The organism is Streptomyces luteolus, from assembly GCF_029968015.1.
Classification (GTDB): domain Bacteria; phylum Actinomycetota; class Actinomycetes; order Streptomycetales; family Streptomycetaceae; genus Streptomyces; species Streptomyces luteolus.
This window is the reverse complement of record NZ_JASCIS010000017.1, coordinates 52,191-65,548: the sequence shown is the minus strand read 5'-3', so window position 1 is coordinate 65,548 and position 13,358 is coordinate 52,191. Positions and strand designations below refer to the sequence as shown.

The 13,358-nt window shown below is 71.8% G+C and carries 8 protein-coding genes and 1 pseudogene; 6 read left to right on the top strand and 3 right to left on the bottom strand.

Translation table 11 applies throughout. The features are described from left to right. Positions 1 to 87: 87 nt before the first annotated feature. Positions 88 to 462 carry a cyclophilin-like fold protein gene (locus QIT00_RS18440; RefSeq protein ID WP_282536384.1) on the bottom strand — a complete coding sequence of 125 codons (375 nt, stop codon included), beginning with the start codon at positions 460 to 462 and terminating at the stop codon, positions 88 to 90. 246 nt (positions 463 to 708) lie between these two features. Between QIT00_RS18440 and QIT00_RS18435 the strand changes: the two genes are divergently transcribed. The 5 genes and pseudogenes from QIT00_RS18435 (at position 709) to QIT00_RS18415 (ending at position 10,245) form a co-directional block, all read left to right on the top strand. Continuing rightward, positions 709 to 2,214, top strand: coding sequence for a cytochrome ubiquinol oxidase subunit I (locus QIT00_RS18435; RefSeq protein WP_282536383.1), 1,506 nt, complete (start codon positions 709 to 711; stop codon positions 2,212 to 2,214). A 20-nt stretch (positions 2,215 to 2,234) separates the two neighbouring features. Next, positions 2,235 to 3,236, top strand: a complete 1,002-nt coding sequence (gene cydB, locus QIT00_RS18430) for a cytochrome d ubiquinol oxidase subunit II (RefSeq protein WP_282536382.1) — start codon at positions 2,235 to 2,237, stop codon at positions 3,234 to 3,236. Positions 3,237 to 3,288: 52 nt separating this feature from the next. Then, positions 3,289 to 6,846, top strand: coding sequence for a thiol reductant ABC exporter subunit CydD (gene cydD, locus QIT00_RS18425; protein WP_282536381.1), 3,558 nt, complete (start codon positions 3,289 to 3,291; stop codon positions 6,844 to 6,846). A gap of 209 nt (positions 6,847 to 7,055) precedes the next feature. Continuing rightward, positions 7,056 to 8,753: pseudogene (locus QIT00_RS18420) on the top strand (GAF domain-containing sensor histidine kinase); the annotation flags it as partial. Between the two features lie 400 nt (positions 8,754 to 9,153). Continuing rightward, positions 9,154 to 10,245 (top strand): M23 family metallopeptidase, encoded by a 1,092-nt coding sequence (locus QIT00_RS18415; RefSeq protein ID WP_408909796.1) that lies wholly within the window; start codon positions 9,154 to 9,156, stop codon positions 10,243 to 10,245. Between the two features lie 498 nt (positions 10,246 to 10,743). On the opposite strand, the gene QIT00_RS18410 is transcribed toward QIT00_RS18415, so the two are convergent. Continuing rightward, the gene (locus tag QIT00_RS18410) at positions 10,744 to 11,667 is read right to left on the bottom strand and encodes an HAD-IIB family hydrolase (protein WP_282536379.1); all 924 of its coding nucleotides are present in this window, start codon (positions 11,665 to 11,667) and stop codon (positions 10,744 to 10,746) included. A 121-nt stretch (positions 11,668 to 11,788) separates the two neighbouring features. Here QIT00_RS18410 and QIT00_RS18405 point away from each other — a divergent pair, with 121 nt between their 5' ends. Continuing rightward, positions 11,789 to 12,727, top strand: coding sequence for an LLM class flavin-dependent oxidoreductase (locus QIT00_RS18405; RefSeq protein WP_282536378.1), 939 nt, complete (start codon positions 11,789 to 11,791; stop codon positions 12,725 to 12,727). A gap of 22 nt (positions 12,728 to 12,749) precedes the next feature. Here QIT00_RS18405 and QIT00_RS18400 read toward each other — a convergent pair whose 3' ends face one another. Beyond that, a complete protein-coding gene (locus tag QIT00_RS18400; RefSeq protein ID WP_282536377.1) occupies positions 12,750 to 13,292 on the bottom strand; it encodes an RNA 2'-phosphotransferase in 543 nt (180 codons plus the stop codon). Between the last annotated feature and the right edge of the window lie 66 nt (positions 13,293 to 13,358).

The window sequence follows — 13,358 nt, the reverse complement described above, 5'->3', positions numbered from 1 at the left end:
GACCCCTCGGCCCTGCGGGCCCACGGGGGCGCCGTCTCGCGCCCCCGTGGTTCGATGCCTGCCGGGCCGGTTTCGTCAGCCGCTCCGTCAGTCGGCGACCAGTTCCACCCGGATCGGGTCGCCGCTGCGGACGGTGGCGAGCTTGCGCGGGTCGTCGTCGAGCGTGCCGAGCAGATTGCAGGGGCTGGCGAGGCGGCACTCGTCGCCGCGGGATATCGGGGTCGGGCCGTACGGCAGGGCGAGCGCGTCGCCGTCGGTCCAGAAGGCGACGGTGCCGGGCTCGACGACCTGCTGGGCGTCGGGCTCGCGATCGACGCTGATCCCGGTGTCGAAGTAGACCTCCTCACCCCAGGTGTTGGCGGTGGCGGAGAGCGGCAGGGCCTTGTGGAGCGCCTGGGTGGTCGGGGTGTCCTCGAGCGTCGCGGTCAGGTGCCCGGCGGGCCAGGAGATTCGGATCTGCATGCCGCGGATTCAACAATATGTTGAAGTTCTTGGGAAGGGGTCCCGTGGCCCGGCTCCTCGCGTCCGGCGGTGCGGCGGGCCGCGACCGCCGCTAAGGGACCCCCCGGGGAAGGTGCCGAAACCAGTACGACATAATGCTTGTGAATGTGAACGCGTTCACAAGCCCGCCCTGTTGATCCCGTGATGGACGGGTTTGAAAGGGGCAGACTGCCGCTGTCACCACGGCGACGTAAGGAGAGTGACGACGTGGACCTGGCTTTGGCGCCGGAAACCATGGCGCGATGGCAGTTCGGTATCACCACCGTCTACCACTTTCTCTTCGTTCCGCTCACGATCTCGCTGGCCGCGCTCGTCGCCGGCCTGCAGACCGCCTGGGTGCGGACCGAGAAGGAGAAGTACCTCAGGGCCACCAAGTTCTGGGGCAAGCTCTTCCTGATCAACATCGCGATGGGTGTCGTGACCGGCATCCTGCAGGAGTTCCAGTTCGGCATGAACTGGTCCGACTACTCGCGGTTCGTCGGTGACATCTTCGGGGCCCCGCTCGCCTTCGAAGCGCTCATCGCCTTCTTCTTCGAGTCGACCTTCATCGGTCTGTGGATCTTCGGCTGGGACAAGCTCCCGAAGCGGCTGCATCTGGCGACCATCTGGATGGTCTCGATCGGCACGATCCTCTCCGCGTACTTCATCCTGGCGGCCAACTCCTGGATGCAGCACCCGGTGGGCTACCGCATCAACGAGGAGCGCGGCCGGGCCGAACTGACCGACTTCTGGGCCGTGTTGACGCAGAACACCGCCCTGGCGCAGATGTTCCACACGCTCACCGCGGCCTTCCTGGTCGGCGGCGCGTTCATGGCCGGCATCGCCGCGTACCACCTGGCGCGCAAGAAGCATGTGCCGGTGATGAAGTCCTCGCTGCGGCTCGGGCTCGTCACGATCACCATCAGCGGGCTGCTCACCGCGGTCAGCGGCGATGTGCTCGGCAAGATCATGTTCGAGCAGCAGCCGATGAAGATGGCAGCCGCCGAGGCGCTGTGGGACGGCGAGGACTCCGCACCGTTCTCGATCTTCGCGTACGGCGATGTCGCGCAGGGCCACAACAAGGTCGCCGTCGAGATCCCCGGTCTGCTGTCGTTCCTGGCGCACAACAACTTCGACGAGCACGTCCCCGGCATCAACGACCTCAACAAGGAGATGCAGGAGAAGTACGGGCCCGGTGACTACCGCCCGAACATCCCGGTCGCCTACTGGGGCTTCCGCTGGATGATCGGCTTCGGCATGGCCTCGCTCGGCCTCGGTGTGCTCGGGCTCTGGCTGACGCGGAAGAAGTTCATGCTGCCGCAGTCGATGCGGGTGGGTGAGGACGAAGTGCCGCATCTGGTGCTCTTCAAGAAGGCGTTGAGCCCGAAGTTCACCCGGTGGTACTGGGTCGTGGCCCTGTGGACGATGCTCTTCCCGCTGATCGCCAACTCCTGGGGCTGGATCTTCACCGAGATGGGCCGTCAGCCATGGGTGGTCTTCGGCGTCCTCAAGACCTCCGCCGCCGTCTCGCCCAACGTGTCCCAGGCCGAGGTCATCACCTCGCTCGCCGTCTACACGCTGCTCTACGCGGCACTCGCCGTCATCGAGGTCAAGCTGATGGTCAAGTACGCCAAGGCCGGCCCGCCCGAGCTCACGGAGGCCGACCTCAACCCGCCCACCAGGATCGGCGGCGACGACCGTGACGCCGACCGGCCCATGGCCTTCTCGTACTGAGCCTGAGGAGCTGCTGAGGCATGGAACTTCACGACGTCTGGTTCGTACTGATCGCGGTCCTGTGGATCGGCTACTTCTTCCTGGAGGGCTTCGACTTCGGGGTCGGGATCCTGACCAAACTGCTCGCGCGCGACCGCAAGGAGCGGCGGGTTCTCATCAACACCATCGGTCCCGTCTGGGACGGCAACGAGGTGTGGCTGCTCACCGCGGGCGGCGCCACCTTCGCGGCCTTCCCGGAGTGGTACGCGACGCTGTTCTCCGGCTTCTATCTGCCACTGCTGCTGATCCTGATCTGCCTGATCATCCGCGGCGTGGCCTTCGAGTACCGCCACAAGCGGTCCGAGGACCGATGGCAGACCAACTGGGAGCACGCGATCTTCTGGACCTCGCTGCTGCCGGCGTTCCTGTGGGGTGTGGCCTTCGCCAACATCGCGCGCGGCGTGAAGATCGACCGCGAGATGGAGTACGTGGGGACGTTCTGGGATCTCCTCAACCCGTACGCGATCCTGGGCGGCCTGGTCACGCTCTCGCTGTTCACGTTCCACGGCACGGTGTTCACGGCGCTCAAGACCGTGGGTGAGATCCGGACGCGGGCGCGGAAGCTGGCGCTCGGGCTCGGTCTCGTCACGGCGGCCCTCGCGCTCGGCTTCCTGATCTGGACCCAGGTCGCCAAGGGCGACGGCACGAGCCTCGTCGCGATGCTCGTGGCGGTGCTCGCGCTCGTCGGGGCCGTCGGGGCCGTGAAGGCGGGGCGCGAGGGCTGGTCCTTCGCGCTCTCCGGGGTCACGATCGCCGCGGCGGTTGCGATGCTGTTCCTGACGCTCTTCCCGAACGTCATGCCGTCGACGCTCGACCCGTCCTGGAGCCTCACGGTCTCCAACGCCTCGTCGAGTCCGTACACCCTGAAGATCATGACCTGGCTCGCGGGCATCGCCACTCCCTTGGTGCTGCTCTACCAGGGCTGGACCTACTGGGTGTTCCGCAAGCGGATCGGTACGCAGCACATCGCCGATGCGCACTAGCCGGTAGTAGTCGGAACTAGTCGGTACTAGTCGGTACTAGGGGTTGTTTCACGTGAAACCGATCGACCCGCGCCTGCTCCGGTACGCCCGGGCCACTCGCTTTTTCCTGATCGCGGTGGTGGTCCTCGGGCTCGCCGGGGCGGGCCTGGTCGTCGCCCAGGCGATGCTCATCGCCGAAGTGGTGGTGGGGGGATTCCAACAGGGGCTCGACGCAGGCGCGTTGCGTACCCCGCTGCTGCTGCTCGTGGCCGTCGCGCTCGGCCGGGGCCTCGTCGGCTGGCTCACCGAACTGGCCGCGCACCGGGCGAGCGCGGCGGTGAAGTCGGAGCTGCGCGGGCGGCTCCTCGAACGGGCCGGGGCGCTCGGGCCGGGCTGGCTGAGCGGGCAGCGGACCGGCTCCCTCGTCGCGCTCGCGACGCGCGGGGTGGACGCGCTCGACGACTACTTCGCGCGCTACCTCCCGCAGTTGGGCCTCGCGGTCGTCGTGCCGGTGGCGGTGCTCGCGCGGATCGTCACCGAGGACTGGGTCTCGGCCGCGATCATCGTGGTGACGCTGCCCCTCATCCCGATCTTCATGATCCTGATCGGCTGGGCCACCCAGGCGCGGATGGACCGTCAGTGGCGGCTGCTCTCCCGGCTCTCCGGGCACTTCCTCGATGTAGTCGCCGGGCTGCCGACGCTGAAGGTCTTCGGCCGTGCCAAGGCGCAGGCCGAGTCGATCCGGCGGATCACCGGCGAGTACCGGCAGGCGACGATGCGCACGCTGCGGATCGCCTTCCTCTCCTCGTTCGCCCTGGAGCTGCTCGCCACGCTCTCGGTGGCGCTGGTCGCCGTGACGATCGGCATGCGGCTCGTGCACGGCGACATGGATCTGTACATCGGGCTCGTGGTGCTCGTCCTCGCGCCCGAGGCGTATCTCCCGCTGCGGCAGGTCGGCGCGCAGTACCACGCCGCCGCCGAGGGGCTCGCCGCGGCGGAGGAGATCTTCGACGTGCTGGAGACCGAGGTTCCGGCCTCGGGTGACGGGCCCGCGCCGAGCGGAGCGGTGCGCTTCGAGGGGGTCACGGTCCGGTACCCCGGGCGGGCTGGTGCCGCCGTCGAGGGTGCGATGTTTCACGTGGAACCAGGCGAGACCGTCGCGCTCGTCGGCCCCAGCGGGGCCGGCAAGTCCACGCTTCTGCATGTGCTGTTGGGCTTCGTACGACCCGACGAGGGGCGGGTCACCGTCGACGGCACCGACCTCGCCACCGTCTCCCTCGACGCCTGGCGCGAGCGCATCGCCTGGGTCCCGCAGCACCCGCACCTCTACGCCGGCACGATCGCGGAGAACGTACGGCTCGCCCGGCCGGAGGCGAGCGACGAGGCGGTGCGGGAGGCGCTGCGGGACGCGGGGGCCCTGGGTTTCGTGGACGCCCTGCCCGCGGGGGTGCGGACCGAGCTGGGTGAGGACGGGGCCGGGCTCTCGGCTGGCCAGCGGCAACGGCTCGCGCTGGCACGGGCGTTCCTCGCCGACCGGCCCGTACTGCTTCTCGACGAGCCCACCGCGGCGCTCGACGGCGAGACCGAGGCGGACGTGGTGGACGCGGTGCGCCGCCTCGCCGGCGGCCGGACCGTGCTGCTCGTGGTGCACCGGCCGGCCTTGCTGGCCGTCGCGGACCGGGTGGTGCGGGTCGAGGAGCCGGAGCCGGTTGCTTCGGGCACCTCGGCCGCGTCGACGTCGCCGCAGCCGGCCGCGTCGCCGTCGCCGCAGCCGGCCGCCACGGGATCCGACGCGGCCGACGCTGATGTGGTCGTCGGCTCGGCGCCGGGCGACGAGTACGCGCCCGCCGCCCACGCCTTCGGCATCGGAGCGTCGCGCCCCGGGGGCCGGGTGCTCGCGCGCGTACGGGCGATGGCGCACGAACGGCATGGGCGGCTGCTGCTCGGACTGTTCCTCGGCAGCCTCGCGCTCGGCAGTGCCGTCGGCCTGATGGCGACCTCCGGGTGGCTGATCTCGCGCGCCTCCGAACAGCCGCCGGTGCTCTATCTGATGGTGGCCGTCACCGCGACGCGCGCCTTCGGCCTCGGCCGGGCGGTCTTCCGGTACGCGGAGCGCCTGGTCACGCACGACGCCGTGCTGCGGATGCTGGCCGACACCCGCGTCGCCGTCTACCGCCGCCTGGAGCGGCTCGCGCCCGCAGGGCTCCGGCAGTCCCGGCGCGGCGATCTCCTCGCCCGACTCGTCGGCGACGTGGACGCGCTGCAGGACTACTGGCTGCGGTGGCTGCTGCCCGTCGGCACGGCCGTCGTCGTCTCCGCGGGCGCGGTCGGCTTCACCGCTTGGCTGCTCCCGGAGGCGGGCGCGCTGCTCGCCGTCGGACTGCTCGTCGCCGGGGCGGGGGTGCCGCTGCTGAGTGGCGCGCTGGCCCGCCGGGCGGAGCGCCGGCTCGCCCCGGCGCGCGGAGTGCTCGCCACGCGTGTGGCCGATCTGCTCACCGGTACCGCGGAGTTGACCGTCGCCGGTGCGCTGGGTGCCCGTACGGCAGTGGCGCGGGACGCCGACAAGGAGCTGACCGGCATCGCCTCCCGGGGGGCCACCGCCACCGCGCTCGGTGCCGGACTCTCGGCGCTGGCCTGCGGACTGACCGTCGCGGCCACCGCGCTCGTCGGCCTCGGCGGCGTCCGCGACGGGCGGCTCGACGGGGTCGCCCTCGCGGTCGTCGTCCTCACCCCGCTCGCCGCGTTCGAGGCGGTGACCGGGCTGCCGCTCGCCGTGCAGTTCCGGCAGCGCGTGAAGAAGAGCGCGGAGCGGGTCTACGAGGTTCTCGACGCGCCGGAGCCGGTGCGGGAGCGGACGACGACCGGCGCGGAGGTGCCCGCCGCCCCCTTCCCCCTTCAGGTGACCGGGCTGCGTGCCCGCCACCCGGGTCAGGCTCGGGAGGCGCTCGTCGACGTGGATCTGACCCTGCGACGGGGCCGCCGCGTCGCCGTCGTCGGGCCCTCGGGCTCGGGCAAGACGACGCTCGCGCAGGTGCTGCTGCGCTTCCTGGACGCCGAATCGGGGACGTACCGCCTCGGCGGGACGGACGCGGAGGCGCTCGACGGGGACGCGGTGCGCCGGGTCGTCGGGCTGTGCGCGCAGGACGCCCACCTCTTCGACAGCTCGATCCGCGAGAACCTCAAGCTGGCCAGGACCGACGCCGACGAGGACGCGCTGCGCGGAGCGCTGGCCGAGGCGCGGCTCCTGGAATGGGCCGACTCCCTGCCGCAGGGCCTGGACACGCTGGTCGGCGAGCACGGCGCCCGGCTCTCCGGTGGCCAGCGGCAGCGGCTCGCCCTGGCGCGGGCGCTGCTCGCCGACTTCCCCGTCCTCGTACTGGACGAGCCCGCCGAGCATCTCGACCTGGAGACCGCGGACGCCCTCACCGCTGACCTCCTCGACGCGACCGAGGGGCGGACGACGTTGCTCATCACGCACCGGCTCGCCGGGCTCGACGCGGTGGACGAGGTGATCGTTCTGGACGAGGGCCGGGTCGTGCAGCGCGGCACGTACGCGGAGCTCGCGGGGCGCGCGGGTCCGCTGGCGCGGATGTTGGAGCGGGAGCGGGAAGCGGGCTTGTTGCTCACGTGAACCGGCGTCGGGGTTGCCGACACGGGGCTTCGCCCCGGGCTCCGTCCTCGGGGCTTCGCCCCGGACCCCGCTTCGTCGTTCGGCTGCGGCGCCGTCGTGGTTGCTCGCGCCCCGCGGCGGAGCCGCTGATGTCACAGCCCCGCGCCCCTTACGGGGCCCGACCCGTACCCGACTTTCCTCGGCAAATAGGACTTACTACTCTCAAGGGCATGTCAGCCCCCGCAGTACCCGAAGACCCGCCTCCCTTCCCCGAGCGGGCGGACACCGGTTCGGTGGCCGCCGAGCTGGCGGCGCGGAGCCTGCAGGCGCTGCCCGAGGAGCTGGCGGCGCGGTTGCCGCAGCTGCTCGAGGCGATGGTGTCGGTGGGCAGCGGGCTGCGGCTGCACTCCACGCTCGACCGGATCGCGGAGACCGCCGCGAGCCTCACCGGCGCCAGATACGCGGCGATCGGCGTGATCAACGACCAGGGCGACGGGCTCGCCGACTTCGTCACGTACGGCGTCACGCAGGAGGAGCGCGAGCTGATCGGGGAGCTGCCGGACGGGCGCAGCGGCGTCCTCGGCGCCCTGATCCAGGACCCGGTCTCGCTGCGCCTCGACGATCTCACCGCCGACCCGCGCTCGGTCGGCTTCCCGCCGAACCATCCGCCGATGCGGACGTTCCTCGGCGTCCCGATCCGGGTCGGCGACGAGGTGTTCGGCAACCTCTACCTGACCGAGAAACAGGGCGGCGACGGCACGTTCAGCGTCTATGACCTGCACATGGTGAAGGTCCTCGCGACCGAGGCCGGCATCCAGATCGGCAACGCCCGGCTCTACGAGGCGACCCGGCAGCGCGAGCGCTGGATCGACGGCTCGGTGGCCGTCACCACAGCCCTGCTCTCCGGGGCGGACGCGGACGAGGCACTCACCGTGGTCGCCGAACAGGCCCGCAAGCTCGCCGACTCGGAGGCGGGGCTCGTCCTGCTGCCCGCCGCCGAGGGCGGCCTGGAGATCGTCGCCGTCTCCACCGACCGGCCGCTGCGCCCCCTCGGCGTGGTGATCCCGCCGGAGTCGCCCGCGGTGGACCATCTGCTCGCCGGGGAGCCGGTGTTCATAGACGACGCGGCCGCCGACCCGCGCATGATCACCGACCTGGCCAAGGCGTACGGGCCCAGCATGCTGCTGCCGCTGCACAGCGGCGGCCGGGTGCTCGGCGCCCTGGCCACGCCGCGCTCGCCCGGCGCGGCACCGTTCACAGAGGCCGAGAAGGTCCTCGCCGGGCAGTTCGCCGCACAGGCCGCGCTCGCCCTGATGATGGCCGAGGCGCAGCGCGACCGGGAGCGGCTCGCGGTCTTCGAGGACCGCGACCGGATCGCCCGTGACCTGCACGATCTCGTGATCCAGCGGCTGTTCGCGACGGGCATGATGCTGGAGAGCGCACAGCGCCGCTCGGTGGTGCCCGAGGTACAGGTCGGCGTGGGCAGGGCCGTCGACGAGCTGGACGTGACGATCCAGGAGATCCGGACGGCGATCTTCGCACTCCAGCAGGGTCCGACGGAGGCGCCCTCCGGCCTGCGCACCCGGGTCCTCCGGGAGATCAACATGGCCGCCGTGCCGCTCGGCTTCAAGCCCGCGCACCGTTTCGTCGGCCCGGTCGACTCGGTGGTCGGCGAGCTCACCGGCAAGAACCTCATCGCGGCCCTGCGCGAGGCGCTGTCCAACGCCTTCCGGCATGCGCGGGCCTCCCGGATCGAGGTCGTGGTCGACGCGGAGGTGACGCTTCCGGACGGCACTCCGGGCGTACGGCTCACGGTGGCCGACGACGGCGTCGGCATCCCCGAGGGCGGCCGCCGCAGCGGCCTCAAGAACCTCAAGCGCCGCGCGGAGTCCCTGGGCGGCGACAGCTGGTACGGGCCGGGGCTCGGGACGGATGCGTACGAGGATGCGTTCGGGGCCGACGATGCGTTCGGGGCCGATGGGTACGGGGGCGGCGCGCCGGGTGCGGAACGTGGCGGCGCGCCCGGTGCCGACGGTGGCGGTGGGTCCGGTGTCGACGGTGGTGGTGGGTCCGGTGTCGATGGTGGCGGCGCGCCGGGTGTCGACGGTGGTGGCGGACCGGCGGGCGGGAAGCGGGTCCGGGGCGGCACGACGGTGGTGTGGCAGGCGCCGCACTGACGCACGCGGGTAACGAGAACGAGCGGGGCGCGGGCGGGTGGGGGGCCTGTGCCCCGTCCGGCAGAGTCCGCTTGGCCTGTACGGGGCACAGGCCGACCCGTGCGCACCCCTCACCCGCGCGTCAAGGGTGGTGACGGGTGACGATCCGGGCATGCGCTCTTGTTCACGCCGAACGCCGCACGTGCCGGGGTTGCGCCTGCCGGGGTTCCGCCTGCCGGTGGCGCTGTCCGCGATCCTCGGGCTTCTCGCGATCCTCGCGCTCCTGATGGCGGGCACCCCGGCCGCCACCGCCTCGGACGGGCCGAGCGCCGGTGCGGACGTGGCGCGGCTCTTCGAGGAGGCCGCGAAGGCCACCGAACGCTACGAGGCGGGCCGCCGGGCAGCCGATGAACAACGCGCCGAGGCCAGAAGGCTGGAGCGGCTCGTGGACCGCGAACGGCGTCATCTCCAGCTGCTGAGGGAGGACTTGGGGCGAATCGCGCGGAAGCAGTACCGCACGGGTGGCGACATCTCGTACACCGCGCAGCTCCTTCTCGCCGAAGACCCGGACGCGCTGATGCGGGGTCAGCGGGCCTCGTGGCAGGCGGATCTGGCGATGAACAACGCGATCAGCAAGACCCAGCGGACCGCCCGCGCCCTGGACAGTGGGGAGCAGCGGGCGCAGGCCGCCTGGCGCGGGCTCGACGCGCGCAAGGCGGAGCTGGCGAAGCTGAAACGCGGCATCGAGCGGAAGTTGGAGCAGGCGCAGTGGACGCTGCAGAACGAGGCCGACGAACAAGTCACAGCGGGCCGCTGCCGGGGCGCCGTACGCCTGGACGAGCGGGAGCCGGACACGGAGCGGCCGTGGGTGGCGCCGGTGGAGGAGTACGAACTCTCCGCCGGATTCGGGGGTTCCGGCGAACGCTGGGCGAGCCGGCACACAGGGCAGGACTTCGCCGTCGGCATCGGTGCGCCAGTGCGGGCGGCCGGCGCGGGTGAGGTCGTGCGGGTCACATGCGGTCAGGGCTTCGGCATCGAGGTCGTGGTGCGGCACAAGGGCGGCTACTACACGCAGTACGCGCATCTCGCGTCCGTCACCGTCGACCAGGGCGAGCGGGTCCGTACGGGCCAGTGGCTCGGGCAGGCGGGCACGACTGGCAACTCCACCGGCCCCCATCTGCACTTCGAGGTGCGGCTCACTCCCCACTTCGGCTCCGGCGTGAACCCGCGGAGGTGGCTGGCCGAGCGGGGGGTCGAGTTGTGAGCGGTGCTCATGGGTGGGAGCGGTGCTCACGGGGTGGAGCGGTGCTCACGGGTCGGAGCAGTGCTCACTTGATGGAGTGGTGTTCGCTGGTGTGAGTAGTGCTCGCGAGCGAGGGCAGTGCTCGTGAGCGAGGACAGTGCTCACAGGGCGGAGCGGTGCTCACCGGATGGAGCGGTGTTCGCGAGCGAGAGCAGCGCTCTCGGCGCGGCCCGGCTTGCGCCGTGGCCGCGGAAGGCAACCCGGGTGCGCTGCCCGCCCCGCGACGAACGCGACGCCCAGGGCCAGCTGCCGAGGGCCCCCGCGCGGGCGCTGCGGTGAGCAGCGCTCTCGGCGCGGCCCGGCTCGGGTGAGCAGTGCTCTCGGGTGCGCGTGCCAGTCACAGTGAGCGGTGCTCACCAGGTGGAGCAGTGCCCACAGACAAGAGCAGCGCTCTCCCGCGCACGAGAGCAGCGCTCTCCCGCGCGCGCAGGCAACCGTGAGCACTGCTCTCCGAAGGCTTCACGCCCCGGTGCGCTGCGCCAGGATCCGCTCGATGATCACGGCGACGCCGTCCTCGTTGTTGGCGACGGTACGGCCGGATGCGGCGGTGATGACGTCCGGGTGGGCGTTCCCCATCGCGTATGACGTGCCCGCCCAGGACAGCATCTCGACGTCGTTCGGCATGTCACCGAAGGCCACGACCTCGTGCGGGGCGATGCCGCGCTCGGCGCAGCACAGGGCGAGGGTGCTGGCCTTGGAGACGCCGGCCGCGCTGATCTCCAGGAGTGCGGTGGGGCTGGAGCGGGTGACGTTGGCGGTGTCGCCGACGGCCGTACGGGCCAGGGCGAGGAACGCGTCGGGGGACAGCTCGCCGTGGTGGGCGAGGATCTTCAGGACCGGCTGGTCGGCCTGGCCGGAGTCCTCGGCGAGCAGCTTCTCGACGGGGGCGATGGTGACCGCCGGGTCGAGGTGCAGTGGTGGGTAGGCCAGCTCGTGGCCGATGCCGCCGGTGCGTTCCACGGCGAACGAGGTGCCGGGCGCGGCCGCGCGCAGCAGGGCGACGACCTCGAGGGCGTTGGTCCGCTCGATGGCGCGGATCTTGACGAAGCTGTGCGTGCCCGCGCCGCCGTGCAGGTCGACGACGGCGGCGCCGTTTCCGCAGATCGCGAGGCCGTGGCCGTGTACGTGGTCGCTGACGACGTCCATCCAGCGGGCCGGGCGGCCGGTGACGAAGAAGACCTCGATCCCGGCTTCCTCGGCGGCCCCGAGCGCGGCGACGGTCCGCGCCGACACCGACTTGTCGTCGCGGAGCAGGGTGCCGTCCAGGTCCGTGGCGATCAGCCGGGTGCGCTGAGCGGGCGCGGGCGCGGAGGCGGAGGCAGGGGCGGGGTCAGGGCCGAGGTCGTCCGGTCGCGTCGAGGTCACTCCCGCATTCTTCCGCATATGCCGCACGGCCGGGCGGTTGGGTGCACATCTGAGTACGGGGCAGCGCAAACGCGGAGTGCGGGTGCCGGGTCCTCCGGAAGAGAAGAAACGCCGTGGACCTGCACCGTACGCTGGCCGCATGACCTCTCCGCTGCGCCTGAGCACCGTGATCCTGCCCATCCACCGCTGGCACGACGGCGGCAGAGCGCGCTGGCAGCGGGCCGAGGAGCTGGGGCTGCACGCGGCGTACACGTACGACCACCTGGCCTGGCGGAGCTTCCGTGACGGGCCGTGGTTCGGGGCCGTGCCCACGCTGACCGCCGCCGCGACCGCCACGTCGCGGCTGCGCCTCGGCACGCTCGTGACCTCGCCGAACTTCCGCCACCCGGTGACCCTCGCCAAGGAGCTGATCACCCTCGACGACGTCTCCCAGGGCCGGATCACCCTCGGCATCGGCGCAGGCGGCACCGGGTTCGACGCCACCACCCTGCGCACCCCGGACGCCGAGCCGTGGACCCCGCGGGAGCGGGCCGACCGCTTCGGCGAGTTCGTCACGCTGCTCGACCGCCTCCTGCGCGAGCCCGCCGACGTGACGTTCGCCGGTGACTTCTACGCCGCGACCGAGGCCCGCAACCTGCCGGGCTGTGTGCAGCGGGGGCGGCTCCCGTTCGCCGTCGCCGCGACCGGCCCGCGCGGACTGCGCCTCGCCGCCCGCCACGGCCAGGCCTGGGTGACGACGGGCAACCCGAAGCTGTACGAGGAGGGCACCCCCGAGGAGTCGTACGCGGCCCTGCGCGGGCAGCTCGACGCGCTCTCCAAGGCGTGCGCGGACTCGGGCCGGGACGTGGCGGAGCTCGACAAGGTCCTGCTCACCGGGTTCACGCCGGACTTCCACCCGGTGCACCGGCGCGGTCGGCGGCCGATCGACTCGTTCGACGCGTTCGTGGACTTCGCGGGGCGGCACGCGGAGCTCGGCTTCACGGAGATCGTCGTGCACTGGCCGATCCCGGACTCGGACTTCGCGGCGGACGAGCAGCTCTTCGAGCGGATCGCCACCGAGGCACTGGGCCGCCTCTGAGTTCCCAGTGCGGCCGCGGGGGTCAGTTCGCCAGCCGCAGGTAGCGCGGCGGCACCGCCCGGGTGAGCCAGACGCCGTTGGCGCTGCGGCGGAAGGTGTGGCCGTCCGCGTGCATCGCCCCCGCGTCCACGCTGAGCACGATCGGGCGGCCTCGGCGGGCGCCGACGCGGGTCGCGGTCTCGCGGTCGGGCGAGAGATGGACGTCGTGCCGGTTCATGGGCCGCAGGCCCTCGCGACGGATCGCCGCCAGGTGCGCGGCGACGGTGCCGTGGAAGAGGTACGCGGGCGGCGTGGCCGTGGGAAGGGCCAGGTCCACGGCCACCGAGTGGCCCTGGTTGGCGCGGATCCGCTCGCCGTCGATCGCGAACCGCTGCTTGTCGTTGGTGGTGACGACCTTGTCCAGCTCGTCGCGGCCGATCGGGAAGCCGTGTGCGGCGGCGGCTTCGAGGAGCGCGCCGATCTCCGTCCAGCCGGCCGCGTCGAGCGTCAGCCCGATCCGCTCAGGCTCGTGACGGAGGTGTCTGGAGAGATACTTCGAGACCTTCAGGAGGCGTCGGTCATTCATGTGGCAAGGGTGCCTGGGACCCGGATAAGTTCTCCAACTCTTTACCGTCGGAATGCATGATCCACA

Excerpts from the sequence above, each read along its gene's own strand:
- QIT00_RS18405 (WP_282536378.1), top strand. The coding sequence starts at position 11,789 with ATGACCTCTCCGCTGCGCCTGAGCACCGTGATCCTGCCCATCCACCGC.
- cydB (WP_282536382.1), top strand. The coding sequence starts at position 2,235 with ATGGAACTTCACGACGTCTGGTTCGTACTGATCGCGGTCCTGTGGATC.
- QIT00_RS18400 (WP_282536377.1), bottom strand. The coding sequence starts at position 13,292 with ATGAATGACCGACGCCTCCTGAAGGTCTCGAAGTATCTCTCCAGACAC.
- QIT00_RS18440 (WP_282536384.1), bottom strand. The coding sequence starts at position 462 with ATGCAGATCCGAATCTCCTGGCCCGCCGGGCACCTGACCGCGACGCTC.
- QIT00_RS18415 (WP_408909796.1), top strand. The coding sequence starts at position 9,154 with ATGCGCTCTTGTTCACGCCGAACGCCGCACGTGCCGGGGTTGCGCCTG.
- QIT00_RS18410 (WP_282536379.1), bottom strand. The coding sequence starts at position 11,667 with ATGCGGAAGAATGCGGGAGTGACCTCGACGCGACCGGACGACCTCGGC.